This is a genomic window from Streptomyces sp. CNZ287, from assembly GCF_007827615.1.
In genome coordinates, this window is sequence record NZ_VISV01000015.1 from 155,755 (window position 1) to 170,720 (window position 14,966).

Sequence of the window (14,966 nt, forward strand, 5' to 3'; positions counted from 1 at the left end):
GGGTGCGCGGCCGGCCGTGAGAGGCTGCCGGTCATGAGCGAAGGCGAGCTGCGGTGCGGCGTCGACGGCGGCGTGGCGACGGTGGTCATCAGCAACCCGGCCAAGCGCAACGCGATGACGCCGGACATGTGGCGCGCGCTGCCCGGGCTGCTGGCGGGGCTCGCCACCGACCGGGCGGTGCGTGCGGTGGTGCTCACCGGCGCCGGCGGCACGTTCTGCGCGGGCGCCGACATCGGCTCACTGCGGACCGGCAGCGAGGGCACGCAGGGCCTCGCCGAGGCCGCGGAGGAGTCGCTCGCCGCCTTCCCCAAGCCGACGCTCGCTGCCGTACGCGGGCACTGCGTGGGCGGCGGCTGCCAGCTCGCGGCGGCCTGCGACCTGCGGTTCGCCGCCGAGGACGCGCTGTTCGGGGTCACCCCGGCGAAGCTGGGCATCGTCTATCCGGCGGGTGCGACCCGCCGGCTGGTGCGTCTGGTGGGTCCGGCGACGGCGAAGTACCTGCTGTTCTCCGCCGAGTTGATCGGCGCCGCGCGGGCGCTGCGCACGGGCCTCGCGGACGAGGTGCTGCCCGCGGCGGAACTCGGCGCGCGGGTAGCGGAGTTCACCGCGGTACTCGCCGCCCGCTCACAGCTCACCCAGGCGGCGGCGAAGGACTTCGCCGACACGGCCGGGGCGTACGGGGACGGGGGCGCGGCCGGCGACGCCGGGGCGGACGCGGCGCGTATCGCGCACTGGGCCAGGCAGGCGCGCGCGGCGGGCGACACCGCGGAGGGCGTCGCCGCCTTCCTGGAGCGCCGCGAGCCGCGCTTCACCTGGTCCGTCTGACGGCCGCGCGGGCCCCGGGGTACGAACGGGAGGCCCCGCCCCCTTCTCGGGCTAAGCGTCCGCTCAGTAGCCTGGCGGCATGACGTCACTCCCGCCGCGCGCCGGCCGCCGCTGCCAACAGGTCCTCAACCCGCTGCACTCGGCGATCTACTTCGCGCCGGAGTTCACCGAGGAGTTCGCCGGCATCGGCATCGACGGCTGGCACGCGGCGTACTTCACCGCCCGGTCCGCCGCCATGGGCCCCGTCGGACCCGGCGTGGTGGCCGCCGTCTTCTACAACTACAGCCACAAGCTGGCCGCCCGGCACCTGCCCGCCGCCTGGACGGCCGCGGACCCGGCCACCGTACTGGCGACGCGGCTGCGGGTCGCCGACGCCGTGCTGCGGCGGCTGCTGGGCGAGGAGACGATCGCCTCGCCCGAGCTGGCCGAGGCGGCGGAGCTGGCCCAGCGCGCGGCGGCGGGCGGCGGGCGCGCCGGGCGGCCGCTCTACGCGGCCGAGGCGGACCTGCCGGTGCCGGACGCCCCGCACCTGGCCCTCTGGCACGCCGCCACCCAACTGCGCGAGCACCGCGGCGACAGCCACGACGCGGTGCTGGCCCACGCCGGGCTCGACGGGCTGGAGTCCCAGGTGACCCACACCGCCTCCGGGTTCGGCTTCACCCCGGAGTTCGCCCGGTACTCGCGCGGCTGGGAGCCCGAAGAGTGGGCCGCGGCGCAGGACCGGCTGCGGGCCCGCGGGCTGCTGGCGGCGGACGGCGAGCTGACCGAGGCGGGAACGGCGCTGCGCAGGGAACTGGAGGACGAGACCGACCGGGTGGACCTCGGCCCGTACGCGCAACTGGGCGCCGCCGGGGTGGCACGGCTGACCGAGCTGGCCACCGGCTACACCACCGCCGCGCTGGCCGCGGGCGCGATGCCGAAGGACATCTTCGGCAAGGGCTGAGGCGCGGCCGGGCCGCGGAGCGGCGGATGGCCGGTGTGTACGCAACGCTGTGCCGGTTACCCGCAGTTCTCGACCCGAGTTGCGAGGTGAACAGCCATGCGAGCCATCGCCGACGCCCTGCGCATGATCGGCGGCGCCGTTGCCGCGATCGTGACGCTCCCCTTCCGACTGGCCGCCCGCCTCTTCGGCGCCGCCTCCCGGGGCGGCCGCAGGGCCCGCCGCCGCACCGTCTGACCACACCTCGGCCGGGGGCCCGCGGCGCGTCTTCGCCGCGGTCCGGCGCCCATCCGGCGCTGTTCCGACCCGCCGGGCGACCGGGGCAGGTCCCGCCGGGCGCCCGGCTGTCAGTCGGACCTGCCACAATGCACTCCGCCACAGATGACAGAAAGCGGGGCGGACGTGACGGCGTCGGTATCGATTGAGGCCAGGATCGCCGAGGAGCTCGGCGTACGCGAGCGGCAGATCACGGCGGCGGTGCGGCTGCTCGACGACGGCGCCACCGTGCCGTTCATCGCCCGCTACCGCAAAGAGGCGACGGAGATGCTCGACGACGCGCAGTTGCGCACCGCCGAGGAACGGCTGCGGTATCTGCGGGAGCTGGAGGAGCGGCGGGCGGCGATCCTGGAGTCCGTGCGCGGCCAGGGCAAGCTCACCGAGGAACTGGAGGCGCAGATCCGTGCCGCCGACTCCAAGGCGCGGCTGGAGGACGTCTACCTGCCGTACAAGCCGAAGCGGCGGACCAAGGCGCAGATCGCCCGCGAGGCCGGCCTGGAGCCGCTGGCCGACGGGCTGCTGGCCGACCCCTCGGTGGCGCCGCTCGCGGCGGCCACCGCGTTCGTGGACGCCGACAAGGGCGTGGCCGACCCGGCAGCGGCCCTGGAGGGCGCGCGGGCCATCCTCACCGAGCGGTTCGGCGAGGACGCCGACCTCATCGGCGAGCTGCGCGAGCGGATGTGGACGCACGGCCGCGCGGTCGCCAAGGTGCGCGAGGGCAAGGAGGAGGCGGGCGCGAAGTTCTCGGACTACTTCGACTTCGCCGAGCCGCTGACCGACCTGCCGTCGCACCGCATCCTCGCCCTCTTCCGCGGCGAGAAGGAGGAGGTCCTCGACCTCGCCCTGGAGCCCGACGCGCCCGGCGAGGCGGAGCAGGAGGGCCCGTCGGCGTACGAGCGCGCCATCGCGGCCCGGTTCGGCGTGGAGAACCGGGGCAGGCCCGCCGACCCCTGGCTCGCCGAGACGGTCCGCTGGGCGTGGCGCACGCGCATCCTGGTGCACCTCGGCATCGACCTGCGGCTGCGGCTGCGCACGGCCGCGGAGGACCAGGCGGTGGACGTCTTCGCCGCCAACCTGCGGGACCTGCTGCTGGCCGCCCCGGCGGGGACGCGCCCCACGCTGGGCCTGGACCCCGGGCTGCGTACGGGCGTGAAGGCCGCCGTCGTCGACGCCACCGGCAAGGTCGCCGCCACCGCGACGGTCTACCCGCACGCGCCGGCCCGCAAGTGGGACGAGGCCCTTGCCGTCCTGGCCGAACTGGCGCGCGTCCACGCGGTGGAGCTGGTCGCGATCGGCAACGGCACGGCCTCCCGGGAGACCGACAAGCTGGCCGCCGACCTGATCGCCGCGCAGCCCGAGCTGAAGCTGACGAAGGTGATGGTCTCGGAGGCCGGGGCGTCGGTCTACTCGGCGTCGGCGTTCGCCTCGCAGGAGCTGCCCGAGCTGGACGTGTCTCTGCGCGGCGCGGTGTCCATCGCGCGGCGGCTCCAGGACCCGCTGGCCGAGCTGGTGAAGATCGACCCGAAGTCGATCGGCGTCGGCCAGTACCAGCACGATCTGTCGGAGGCGAAGCTGTCGCGGTCCCTGGACGCGGTCGTGGAGGACTGCGTCAACGGCGTGGGCGTCGACCTCAACACCGCCTCGGCGCCGCTGCTGGCCCGCGTCTCCGGCATCGGCACGGGGCTCGCGGAGAACATCGTGGCGCACCGCGACGCCCACGGTCCTTTCCGCAGCCGCGCGGCGCTCAAGGACGTGCCGAGGCTGGGGCCGAAGGCGTTCGAGCAGTGCGCGGGCTTCCTGCGCATCCGCGACGGCGAGGACCCGCTGGACGCCTCCGGCGTGCACCCGGAGGCGTATCCGGTGGTGCGGCGGATGGTGAAGGCGGGCGGCGCGGAGGTGGCGGCGCTGATCGGCGACACGCGGACGCTGCGGTCGCTGAAGCCGCAGGACTTCACCGACGAGCGGTTCGGGCTGCCGACGGTGACGGACATCCTCAAGGAGCTGGAGAAGCCGGGGCGCGACCCGCGGCCGGCTTTCCGGACGGCGGTGTTCAAGGAGGGCGTGGAGAAGATCGGCGACCTGCAGCAGGGGATGGTGCTGGAGGGCGTGGTGACGAACGTGGCCGCGTTCGGGGCGTTCGTGGACGTGGGCGTGCACCAGGACGGGCTGGTGCACGTGTCGGCGATGTCGAAGACGTTCGTGAAGGACCCGCGCGAGGTCGCCAAGCCCGGCGACATCGTGAAGGTGAAGGTGCTGGACGTGGACGTGCCGCGGAAGCGGATCTCGCTGACGCTGCGGCTGGACGACGAGCCGGGCAAGCCGGCGGGCGGCGGCGGCCGGGGCGGCGGGCGCGAGCGCGACCGGCAGGGCCCGCCGCGGCAGCGCGGCGGTGGCCCAGGCGGCGGCCAGGGTAGTGGCGGCCAGGGCGCGGGCGGCGGCCGGCAGCGCGGTGGCGGCGGCGGTGGCCGGCGCCGTGAGACGCAGCCGGAGAACAGCGAGATGGCGGACGCGCTGCGCCGCGCCGGGCTGCTCGGCGGCGGCGGCCGGAGCGGCGGCGGTGGCGGCAACGGCCGCCGCGGCAAGCGCTGACGGCGGTACGGGGACTCCCCGCCCCGCCCACGGGGCCGCCGTGGGCGGGGGCCCGGCTGCGCTCCGGGTCCCCGCCTCAGCCGGCACACCGGTGCGGCGGCCGTCGTGCGCGGTCGCCGGCCGTGCGCCGGCGTCAGTGGGCGCCGGCCGTGAAGCCGGCGGTGGCGAGCAGCAGCGCCGCCGAGACCGCGCTGAGCCGGCGGGCCGCCCGCGGGTTCCTGCCGAACGTGCTGCCGGCGCGGGCGGACACCAGCGCCACCAGCACGTAGCCGAGCGTGCAGTTGACGACGTGCAGCAGCCCCAGCACCGCCGTCTGCACGCCCAGCGGCAGCGCCGCGTCCGGGTTGATGAACTGCGGGATCAGCGCCAGGTACAGCAACAGCCCCTTGGGGTTGAGCAGCGCCGTGAGCAGGCTCTGCCGCAGCACCGTCGCCGCGCTCGGCCCTGCGTCGGACTCGACGAGCCCGTCCGCCGCGCCGCGCAGGCCGCCCGTGCGGCGCAGCGACCGCAGCAGTTGGACGGCGAGAATCACCAGGTACGCCGCCCCCGCGTAGCGCAATGCCGGCAGCGCCCCGGGCACGGCCCCCAGCGCCGCCGCGAGGCCGACCGCGGCGAGCACGGTGTGCGCCGCGTAGCCGGTGCCGATACCCGCGACGGCGTACAGCGCCGCCCGGCGGCCCTGGCCGAGCCCGCGGGCGACGATGTAGAGCCAGTCGGGACCGGGGGTCGCGATGAGCAGGAGGTCGACGCCGAGGAACAGCACCAGCAGATGGGTGTCCATACGGGCGACGCTAGCCGCCGGGCCGGGGCAGCCGATGGCCGATCTCCGCGCCACAGGCCCGTTCCGTAGCAGAATATGGCGCCATGGACGCCATAGACCGCGCGATCCTGCGCGAACTCCAGCAGGACGGTCGCCTCAGCAACACCGAGCTGGCCGAGCGGGTCCGTCTGACCCCCTCCCCCTGTCTGCGCCGGGTGCGGCAGTTGGAGCGGGACGGCGTGATCCGCGGCTACCGCGCGCTGCTCGACGGCGAAGCCGTCGGCCGGGGCTTCCATGCCTTCGTCACGGTGGCGCTGGCGCAGGAGGACCGGGCGACGGTGGCCGAGTTCGAGAGCACGATCCGGGAGCGTGCCGAGGTCGTGGAGGCGCACCGCGTCTTCGGCGACACCGACTTCCTGTTGCGCGTCGCGGTCAGGGACCTGCCCGCGTACGAGAAATTCAACACCGAGGTGCTGCTCGCGCTCCCGGGGGTGGCCCGGGTGACGTCGCACCTGACGATGAAGACCGTCAAGGAGGACCGGGGGCTGCCCGTACGGTGACGGGCCGCGCCCCCGACGCCCGGGTCAGAGACCCAGGAGGCCCTTCGTCAGGGTCGCCGCGCCGCCGGCCAGCCCGAGGATCAGCACCAGCCAGCGCGCGGGCGCCTCGGGCACCCGGTCGCCCAGGGCGCGGCCGATGAGCGCGCCCGCGGCGACGGCCGCCGCGCACAGCGCCCACGCCGCGGCCGAGAGGTCGGGCGGGCCCTTCGCGGCGACCGAGAAGATGTTGATGACGACGCCGTAGAAGAGCGCGTTCGGCACGAACTCCCGCACCGTCCAGCCGGCGTTCACGGCGTACAGCGAGACGGCGGGACCGCCGATGCCCGCGGAGGAGTTCATGAAACCGCTCACCGCGCCGGCCGTGACCGCCCCGCCGGTGCCGCGCAGGGACTCGGCGCGGGCCCCGGCCATGACGAGCCCCACGGCACCGCAGACCATCGCGCCCATGCCGGTCAGCAGGACGGGCGCGGGCAGCCGGGACGCGGTGACGGCACCGATCGGCACTGTGCAGACGGCGGCGGCCAGCAGCGGCACCATGGCGCGTGGCCTGACCTGCCGCCAGACGGCGGCCAGGCCGAACGCGCTGATGGCGCCCGCGGCGCAGTTGGAGAGCCGGACGCCCTCCGCCGGGCCGAGGACCAGCGCGAGCGCCGGCCCCGCGACCAGCGCGAGGCCGATGCCCGCGAGCCGCTGCACGGACGCCCCGAGCAGCAGGACTCCGGCCATGAGCAGGACGTCACCGGTCACAGCAGCCCGGCCAGCCGGTAGAGGACGAGGGAGCCGGCCACGGCGACGTTGAGGCTGGCGCCGGTGCCGACCATGGGTATCTCGACGGCCTCGTCGAGCAGGTCGAGCGCGTCCTGCGGGATGCCGTGCTGCTCGTGGCCGAGCACCATCACCGTGGCGCGGCGGGCGGCCGGCAGATCGGCCAGGCGCACCGCCTCGTCGGCGAGTTCGACGCCGAGGACGCTCTTGCCCGCGGCGCGCTGCCGCTCCAGCCAGCGCAGCGGGTCGCCGGTCCAGTGCACGCAGACGGGGCGGCGCAGCGTGTTGCCGCGGGCCAGCGCCTCGGGGACCCAGGGGAAGCGGGGCACGACGAGGCAGGCGCCGACGGCGTCACAGGTGCGCAGGAGCGTACCGAGGTTGGCGCCGTGGAGCGGCCAGAGCGGGGCGGCGTAGAGGTGGTCCCAGCAGGAGTGGGCGCGGGGGCGGCGGCTGCGCTTCACCTCACGGGGGGTGCGGGTGCGGATGGCCGGCGCGTCCCTGCCGGACCGGCTGGCCCCCGGGCGGGCGCTCATCGGCGCGGGGCGCGCGCCCCCCGATCGCTCGGAGTACTCACGTAATTCGACATGCGAACAGAGTAGCGATCATCCTCGGCTGTCCACCACCCCGCGCAGGCTCCCGACCGGTGCGGCAGACTGCCGTGATGGATTCCGAAGTCATCGTGCTCGGCAGCGGCATCATCGGCCTGACCACCGCGGTCGTCCTGGCGGAAGGCGGGCGGCGGGTCGCGGTGTGGGCGCGGGAGCCGGCGGAGGAGACGACGTCTGCGGTCGCGGGCGGGCTGTGGTGGCCGTACCGGATCGAGCCGGAACACCGGGTCGCGGACTGGTCGGTGCGGTCGTTCGACGTGTACGCGCAGCAGGCGGAGCACGCGGCGGTGACGGGCGTGCGGATGCGGACGGGGCTGCAGCTCGGCGCCGAACTCACCGGCCTCGGGCCGTGGCGGCGCGCCCTGCGCGACGTGCGGTCGGCCGACCCCGCCGAGTTGCCCGGGGAGTACGCCACGGGCGTGCGCGCGACGGTGCCGATCGTGGACACCGGCACGCACCTGGCCCACCTGCGCGACCGGCTGACCGCGGCCGGCGGCCGGGTCGACCGGCGCGCCGCCGGCTCGCTGGATGAGGCCGGGCGCGCGGCCCCGTACGTCGTCAACTGCACCGGCCTCGGCGCCCGCGAGCTGGTGCCGGACCCCGATGTGCGCCCGGTGCAGGGGCAGCTCGTCGTCGTGGAGAACCCGGGCGTCGAGGAGTGGCTGGTGTCGGCGTACAAGGACGCGACGGCCACGCTGTACGCGCTCCCGCAGCCGTACGGGCTGGTGCTCGGCGGGACGGCCGTGGAGGACGCCTGGGGCACCGAGCCGGACCCCGCGGTGGCCGCCGGCATCGTCGAGCGCGGCGCGGCCATCGTGCCCGAGGTCGCCAGAGCCCGGGTCCTCGGCCACCGCGTCGGGCTGCGGCCAGCCAGGCCCGCCGTGCGGCTGGAGGCGGAGCGGCTGCCGGGCGGGGCGCTGTGCGTGCACAACTACGGGCACGGGGGCGCCGGGGTGACGGTGGCGTGGGGCTGCGCCGAGGAGGCCGCCGAACTCCTGGAGGCATAGGACCCGCACGAGACCGCACCTCCCCGCAGGCCCGGTACCTCCCCGCACACCCGCCCAAGGGTAGGCGGGCCCACCGACAGCCGAGCCGCCCTCCGTACAGCCTGGCCGCCGCCCCGGGTACAGCCCTCGTGCGCCCCACGCGCCGAAACGGCGGCGTCCGGCCGCACCGCCCCGCTCAGCGGCAGTGTTCGAGCGGCCTGCCGTCCGCCAGCTCGTAGACCGCCCGCTGGTCCAGCAGCAGCGGCACCAGTGCGCGCAGCGGCTGCCGCAGCTTCACCAGCGCGCCGCCGTCCGGCCGTTCGCGGACCTCGATGCCGTGCAGCGCCAGCTCATCGCCGACCGCACCGTACTGCGCGGCGTCGAGTTCGTAGCCGCAGGGCGGGTCGTCGATGATCTGGCCCGGCGCGGGCGGCTCGTTGTCGGCGCCGCCGAGGTAGACGGGACCGGTGTCGGCGAGGCCGCGGGCACGGGCCGCCGCGGTCGCCGTGGCCAGCCGGCCGCGGTGGTCCGCGGCGTAGGTGAACGTGGCGTCGAGCGCGGTGAGCTGGGAGGTGACCCGGCGGCGGTGGTTGGCGGCGGGGTCGCCGCGCTCCTCGTCGGTGAGCGCCGTGATACGGGTCTCGACCAGCAGCCCGGCCGCGTGCTTGAGGCCCGCGGCGTTGCGCAGTATGCGTTCCTGGCCGTCGCCGGCGACCTGGCGGATCGGCTCGCCGGTCTGCGGGTCGGTCCAGATGCCGTAGACGCCGCTGCTGTAACCGGCCTCCTCGACGCCCGCGCGGACGTGGTCCTCGGTCAGGTGGCGGGCCTCGCGGTGGACGCCGTCGTGGGTGTTGAGGTTGCGCGGCCAGAGCGCGAGCACGTCCTTGACGTAGTACGGCTCGGTGGCGTCGAACTCGTGCAGGTCGTGGACGACGTCGGGGCGGTAGTCGCGGATGACGGCGGCCATGGCGCGGCCTTCCGCGGTCTCCAGGGCGACGTGGTCGCGGTTGACGTCGACGCCGTCGGCGTTGCCGCGGGTGTCGGCGGCGCGCCCATCCGGGTTGGCGCTGGGAACGACGAGAACGGTGTTGCGGGCCAGGAAGCGGCGGGTCCCGGCGTCCTTGGCGTAGGCGAGGTCGCGGAGGCTGGTCAGGCACGCCTCGCGGCCGGCCGGTTCGTCGCCGTGCTGACTGCAGATGAGGAGCACGACGCTGCCGCGGACGGCCTCGGCCGGCGTGGGCGGTCGGGGGGCGCCGATGCGGACGAGGTTCAGGGGGCGGCCCTGCTCGGTGGTGCCGATGCGGTCGACGGCGACGCGCCTGCTGTCCTCGGCGACGGTGGCCAGGAACTCCGCCTCCTCCTGCTCGCTGGTCCAGCGGGCGCCGCCGCTCTCCTCGAAGCCGGTACGCGGCGGGTTGGCGGCCTCGGCGGGCGGGCCGGAGGGCGGCGCCAGCACGACGGCCGCGGCGCAGGCCGCGAGGGTGGCCGTGCGGAGCACGGTGAGACGGGGGGCGCGTATGCGCATGAGCGGTCTCCCGGAGGCGGAGCACGACGAGGGTGGCCAGAAGATAGCCGAGGGTGACCCGCCGAAGAAGCCTCCGCGCACGAACTCTCGACGGCGGCCCGGCATCCGGAGGGCGCCGCGGTCTTTCACAGGACCGGTGAGACAGCAATATTGTTGGACCATGACCCAGGAGACGGAGGCGGCCGGGCTGACCGTGGACGAGCTGGCCGCACGCGCGGGCGTCACCGTGCGCACGGTCCGCTTCTACTCCACCCGCGGGCTGCTGCCCCCGCCGGTCATCGGCCCACGGCGGGTGGGGCGCTACGGCCCCGAGCATCTGTCCCGGCTCGCGCTCATCGAGGAGTTGCAGCATCAGGGGCTGACGCTGGCGGCGATCGAGCGGTACGTGCAGCAGTTGCCGCCCGGGCTGAGCGCAGAGGACCACGCGCTGCACCGCGCGCTGGTGGCCACCTGGGTGCCGGACGCGGAGACCGAGGTGAGCCGGGCGGAGCTGGAGCGGCGCGCGGGGCGGTCGCTGACCGACGACGACGTGGCGCGGCTGGCGGCGATGGGCGTGCTGGAGCGTACGCCGCCGGGGCCCGGAGCCTACGACGCGGGCTCGGGTACGCACGACGCCGCGGCCGCCGCGTACGACACGGCATCCGGCGCGGACGGCGGCGATGACACCTTCCGCGTCGACCCGGTGGTCCTCCACCTCGGCGTACGGCTCCTCGACGTGCCCATCCGGCTGGAGACCGTCCTCGCCGCCCGGGACGTGGTGCATGAGCACTCCCGCGCGGTAGCCCGCGAGCTGACCCGGCTCTTCCACGACGAGGTGTGGGAGCCGTTCGGCGAGGCGGACCCCGACCCGGAGCAGGTCGAGACGATGAAGTCGCTCTCCGCGCACATGCAGCCGATGGTGGTGCAGGCGCTCGTGACGGCCTTCCAGCGGTCCATGAAGGCGGAGCTGCGGGCCTCCTTCCCGCCCGGCTGACCCCCTTCCCCGCGTCCCTCCCGGCGGAGTGACCTTGCGCACGTACGCCCGTGACGGCTGAGGTCCGACCGGCGTTCTTTGCGCAACGACATGTGCGAACCCCGCGGCCGCTCTTGCCCGGGCCCGACGGCGTTGTCATGCTCATCCGCGTCGCAGTCGCAAACCGCCGTCCGCGCCGAGGAGTTGGAGCATGAGCGCACGCCCCCGACGGGGACGCCGCTGGGCCTTCCCCACCAACGGCTGGAACGACATCGGCTACAACTTCCTCGTGGACAAGTGCGGCCGCGTCTACGAGGGCCGCCGCGGCGGCGTCACCAAGCCGGTCACCGGCGCGCACACCCTCGGCTTCAACAAGAACACCAGCGGCGCCGCGGTCATCGGCTCCTACGGCTCGGCGTCCGTCCCCTCGAAGGTCACCGGCGCCCTGGCCCGGCTCTCCGAGTGGCGCCTCGACGTCGCCGGTCACACCCGCACCGGCAAGGTGAGGCTGACCGCGGGGAAATCCAACGGCAAGTACGACAAGGGCGACTCGACCACCGTCTACCGCGTCACGTCCCACCGCAGGCTCTACCCGACCGCCTGCCCCGGCGCGAAGCTCTACGCCAAGATCGGCACGATCCGCACCATGCGCGTCGGCTGACGACGACCCCGCCGCACGCCGGGGCCCCGCCGGGACCGGCGCGGCGGGGCCCCGGCTCGGTCAGACGGCGTCCATGAACGGCTCGCCCCGCTCGGCCTTCGCCAGCAGCAGCGCGGGCGGCTCGAAGCGTTCGCCGTACGCCTCCGCCAGCTCCCGTGCCCGCGCCACGAAGCCGGACAGCCCGCCGTCGTAGCCGTTGATGTACTGCAGCACGCCGCCGGTCCAGGCGGGGAAGCCGATGCCGAAGACCGAGCCGATGTTCGCGTCCGCGACGGACGTCAGCACGCCCTCCTCGACCAGCCGGACGGTGTCCAGCGCCTCCGCGAACAGCATCCGCTCCTGGAGGTCGCGCAGCGGCGGCGGCTCCCGGTCCGCCTTGGTGAAGTGCTCCCGCAGCCCCGGCCACAGCCGGGTCCGCTTCCCGTCCTCGTAGTCGTAGAAGCCCGCTCCCCCGGCCCGCCCGGTGCGGCCGAACTCGTCGACCATGCGGTCGATGACCGCCTCCGCCGGGTGCACGGGGTAGCTGCCGCCCGCGGCCTCGACGGCCGCGCGCGTCTCGTTGCGGATCTTCCGGGGCAGCGTGAGGGTCAGCTCGTCGAGCAGGGACAGCACCTTGGCCGGGTAGCCGGCCTGGGCGGCGGCCTGCTCGACGGTCGCGGGCTCGATCCCCTCGCCGACCATGGCCACGCCCTCGTTGATGAAGTGGCCGATCACGCGGGAGGTGAAGAAGCCGCGCGAGTCGTTCACCACGATCGGGGTCTTGGCGAGCTGCCGTACGAGGTCGAAGGCGCGCGCCAGCGCCTCGTCGCCGGTGCGCTCCCCCTTGATGATCTCGACCAGCGGCATCTTGTCGACGGGCGAGAAGAAGTGCAGCCCGACGAAGTCCTGCGGGCGGGCGACGCCTTCGGCGAGCAGCGTGATGGGCAGGGTGGAGGTGTTGGAGCAGAGCAGCGCGTCGGGCGCGACGACGTCCTGGATCTCCTGGAACACCTTGTGCTTGAGCGCGGGGTCCTCGAAGACCGCCTCGATCACGGCGTCACAGCCGGCCAGCTCCGCCGGGTCCGCGGCCGGCGTGATGCGGGCCAGCAGTGCGTCCCGCTTCTCCTGCGTCGTACGGCCCTTGGCGAGCTGCTTGTCGAGCAGCCCGGCGGAGTACGCCTTGCCCTTCTCGGCCGCCTCGGGCGACACGTCCTTCAGCACGACCTCGATGCCGGCGCGCGCGCAGGCGTAGGCGATGCCGGCGCCCATCATCCCGGCGCCCAGCACGGCGACCTTCGCCACCCGCCGCTCGGGGACGCCGGACGGGCGGGAGCGGCCGGCGTTGACGGCCTGGAGGTCGAAGAAGAACGCCTGGATCATGTTCTTGGCGGTCTGCCCGACGGCCAGGTCGACGAAGTAGCGGGCCTCGATGACCTGGGCGGTCTCGAAGTCGACCTGGGAGCCCTCGACCGCCGCCGCCATGATGCTGCGCGGGGCGGGGAACGGGGCGCCGCCGAGCTGCTTCTTCAGGTTGGCGGGGAACGCGGGGAGGTTGGCCGCGAACTTCGGGTTCTGCGGCGTGCCGCCGGGGATCCGGTAGCCGGGCTCGTCCCAGGGCTGCCGGGACTCCGGGTGGGCGTCGACGAACGCGCGGGCGGCGGCGCGCAGTTCCTCCTCGGTTTCGACGACCTCGTGCACGAGCCCGTTCTCCAGCGCCCACCGCGGCCGGTACTGGGTGCCCTGGAGCAGCACCTTCAGCAGCGCGTCGGTGATGCCCATCAGCCGTACGGTACGGGTGACGCCGCCGCCCGCGGGCAGCAGGCCGAGGGTGACCTCGGGCAGCCCGATCTTCGAGCCGGGCGCGTCCAGGGCGACGCGGTGGTGGCAGGCGAGCGCGATCTCGTAGCCGCCGCCCAGTGCCGCGCCGTTGAGGGCCGCGACGACGGGCTTGCCGAGTGTCTCGATGCGGCGCAGCGCGTGCTTGACGGCCATGCCGGCGTCGAACGCCTCGCGCGCGTGCTCCCGGTCGATGCGGATGAGGTCGTGCAGGTCGCCGCCGGCGAAGAAGGTCTTCTTCGCGGAGGCGAAGACGACGCCGCGCACGCCGTCCCGCTCGGCCTCCAGCCGGTCGGCGACGACGGTGAGCGACTGGATGAAGTCCGCGTTCATGGTGTTGGCGGACTGGTTCGGGTCGTCCAGGACGAGGGTGACGACGCCGGTGTCGTCCTGCTCCCAGCGGATCGTGTTCGTGTGGCTCATGGTGATGAGATGGTCTCCGTAGGCGGGGGCGGGACGGGGTCAGACACGCTCGACGACGGTGGCGATGCCCATGCCGCCGCCGACGCAGAGGGTGGCGAGGCCGTAGCGCAGGTCGCGGCGCTCCAGCTCGTCGACGAGGGTGCCGAGGATCATGGCGCCGGTGGCGCCGAGGGGGTGGCCCATGGCGATGGCGCCGCCGTTGACGTTCACCTTGTCCGGGCTGACGCCCATGTCCTCGATGAAGCGCAGCACGACGGCGGCGAACGCCTCGTTGATCTCGATCAGGTCGATGTCCTCGATGCCGAGACCGGCCCTGGCGAGCGCCTTGCGGGTCGCGGGCGCGGGCCCGGTGAGCATGATCGTGGGCTCGGAGCCGGTGACGGCGGCGGAGACGATACGGGCCCGGGGGGTGAGCCCGTACCGCCGGCCGACCTCGGCGGAGCCGACGGCGACGAGGGCGGCGCCGTCGACGATGCCGGAGGAGTTGCCCGCGTGGTGGACGTGGTCGATCCGCTCCACCCAGTGGTACTTCTGCAGCGCCACGGCGTCGAAGCCGCCCAGCTCGCCGATGTCGGCGAACGCCGGCTTCAGCTTGGCCAGGCTGTCGGCGGTGGTGCCGGGCCTGATGTGCTCGTCCCGGTCCAGGACGGTGAGCCCGGCGCGGTCCACGACCGGCACCACGGAGCGGTCGAACCGGCCCTCCTTCCACGCCTCGACGGCCCGCTCCTGCGACAGCGCGGCGAACTCGTCCACGTCCCGGCGGCTGTAGCCCCCGATCGTGGCGATGAGGTCGGCGCCGATGCCCTGCGGTACGAAGCCGACCTCCATGTTGGTCATCGGGTCGTTGAACCAGGCGCCGCCGTCCGAGCCGATCGGCACCCGCGACATCGACTCGACGCCGCCGGCGAGGATCAGGTCCTCCCAGCCGGAGCGGATCTTGGCCGCGGCGATGTTGACGGCCTCCAGTCCCGAGGCACAGAAGCGGTTCTCCTGCACCCCGGCGACGCTGTCGGGCAGCCCGGCGGCGATGGCCGCGATCTTGGCGATGTCGGAGCCCTGGTCGCCGTGCGGGCTGACGACGCCGAGCACGACGTCGTCGACGGCGGCCGGGTCGAGGCCGGGGAGGCGGCGGCGCAGCTCGTGGACGAGGCCGACGACGAGGTCGATCGGCTTGGTCCCGTGCAGGGCGCCGTTCGCCTTGCCGCGGCCGCGGGGAGTGCGGATGGCGTCGTAGACGTAGGCGTCGGTGACGGACGGCCTGGCGGTTGTGGTCACGGTTGG

The 14,966-nt window shown here is 74.7% G+C and carries 14 protein-coding genes; 8 read left to right on the top strand and 6 right to left on the bottom strand.

All coding sequences use genetic code 11. The features are described from left to right. Nucleotides 1-33 precede the first annotated feature (33 nt). From FB457_RS25070 to FB457_RS25080, 4 genes are all read left to right on the top strand, one after another. Nucleotides 34-825 (top strand): enoyl-CoA hydratase/isomerase family protein, encoded by a 792-nt coding sequence (locus tag FB457_RS25070; protein WP_047019326.1) that lies wholly within the window; start codon nt 34-36, stop codon nt 823-825. A gap of 79 nt (nt 826-904) precedes the next feature. Continuing rightward, nucleotides 905-1,768 (top strand): SCO6745 family protein, encoded by an 864-nt coding sequence (locus tag FB457_RS25075; RefSeq protein ID WP_047019325.1) that lies wholly within the window; start codon nt 905-907, stop codon nt 1,766-1,768. A gap of 96 nt (nt 1,769-1,864) precedes the next feature. Next, nucleotides 1,865-2,002 carry an LPFR motif small protein gene (locus FB457_RS35405; protein ID WP_164492610.1) on the top strand — a complete coding sequence of 46 codons (138 nt, stop codon included), beginning with the start codon at nt 1,865-1,867 and terminating at the stop codon, nt 2,000-2,002. Between the two features lie 144 nt (nt 2,003-2,146). Beyond that, a complete protein-coding gene (locus tag FB457_RS25080) occupies nt 2,147-4,630 on the top strand; it encodes a Tex family protein (RefSeq protein WP_047019324.1) in 2,484 nt (827 codons plus the stop codon). 133 nt (nt 4,631-4,763) lie between these two features. Here the strand turns inward: FB457_RS25080 and FB457_RS25085 are convergent, their stop codons facing one another. Next, nucleotides 4,764-5,411, bottom strand: a complete 648-nt coding sequence (locus FB457_RS25085) for a LysE family translocator (protein WP_047019323.1) — start codon at nt 5,409-5,411, stop codon at nt 4,764-4,766. A gap of 83 nt (nt 5,412-5,494) precedes the next feature. On the opposite strand from FB457_RS25085, the gene FB457_RS25090 reads away from it, so the two are divergent. Further along, a complete protein-coding gene (locus FB457_RS25090) occupies nt 5,495-5,950 on the top strand; it encodes an Lrp/AsnC family transcriptional regulator (protein ID WP_047019322.1) in 456 nt (151 codons plus the stop codon). 24 nt (nt 5,951-5,974) lie between these two features. On the opposite strand, the gene FB457_RS25095 is transcribed toward FB457_RS25090, so the two are convergent. Next, nucleotides 5,975-6,676 carry a sulfite exporter TauE/SafE family protein gene (locus tag FB457_RS25095; protein ID WP_047020621.1) on the bottom strand — a complete coding sequence of 234 codons (702 nt, stop codon included), beginning with the start codon at nt 6,674-6,676 and terminating at the stop codon, nt 5,975-5,977. Nucleotides 6,677-6,693: 17 nt separating this feature from the next. Next, a complete protein-coding gene (locus tag FB457_RS25100) occupies nt 6,694-7,248 on the bottom strand; it encodes a TrmH family RNA methyltransferase (protein ID WP_047019321.1) in 555 nt (184 codons plus the stop codon). A 128-nt stretch (nt 7,249-7,376) separates the two neighbouring features. Here FB457_RS25100 and FB457_RS25105 point away from each other — a divergent pair, with 128 nt between their 5' ends. Further along, nucleotides 7,377-8,330, top strand: a complete 954-nt coding sequence (locus tag FB457_RS25105; RefSeq protein ID WP_047019320.1) for an FAD-dependent oxidoreductase — start codon at nt 7,377-7,379, stop codon at nt 8,328-8,330. A 175-nt stretch (nt 8,331-8,505) separates the two neighbouring features. Here FB457_RS25105 and FB457_RS25110 read toward each other — a convergent pair whose 3' ends face one another. Further along, nucleotides 8,506-9,834, bottom strand: coding sequence for a M14 family metallopeptidase (locus FB457_RS25110; RefSeq protein ID WP_047019319.1), 1,329 nt, complete (start codon nt 9,832-9,834; stop codon nt 8,506-8,508). Nucleotides 9,835-9,994: 160 nt separating this feature from the next. Between FB457_RS25110 and FB457_RS25115 the strand changes: the two genes are divergently transcribed. Next, nucleotides 9,995-10,807, top strand: coding sequence for a MerR family transcriptional regulator (locus FB457_RS25115; protein ID WP_047019318.1), 813 nt, complete (start codon nt 9,995-9,997; stop codon nt 10,805-10,807). Between the two features lie 190 nt (nt 10,808-10,997). Beyond that, nucleotides 10,998-11,447 (top strand): N-acetylmuramoyl-L-alanine amidase, encoded by a 450-nt coding sequence (locus tag FB457_RS25120; protein ID WP_253911533.1) that lies wholly within the window; start codon nt 10,998-11,000, stop codon nt 11,445-11,447. Nucleotides 11,448-11,507: 60 nt separating this feature from the next. On the opposite strand, the gene FB457_RS25125 is transcribed toward FB457_RS25120, so the two are convergent. Beyond that, the gene (locus FB457_RS25125; RefSeq protein WP_145783372.1) at nt 11,508-13,685 is read right to left on the bottom strand and encodes a 3-hydroxyacyl-CoA dehydrogenase NAD-binding domain-containing protein; all 2,178 of its coding nucleotides are present in this window, start codon (nt 13,683-13,685) and stop codon (nt 11,508-11,510) included. A gap of 39 nt (nt 13,686-13,724) precedes the next feature. Beyond that, a complete protein-coding gene (locus FB457_RS25130) occupies nt 13,725-14,960 on the bottom strand; it encodes an acetyl-CoA C-acetyltransferase (protein WP_047019316.1) in 1,236 nt (411 codons plus the stop codon). Nucleotides 14,961-14,966: the final 6 nt, after the last annotated feature.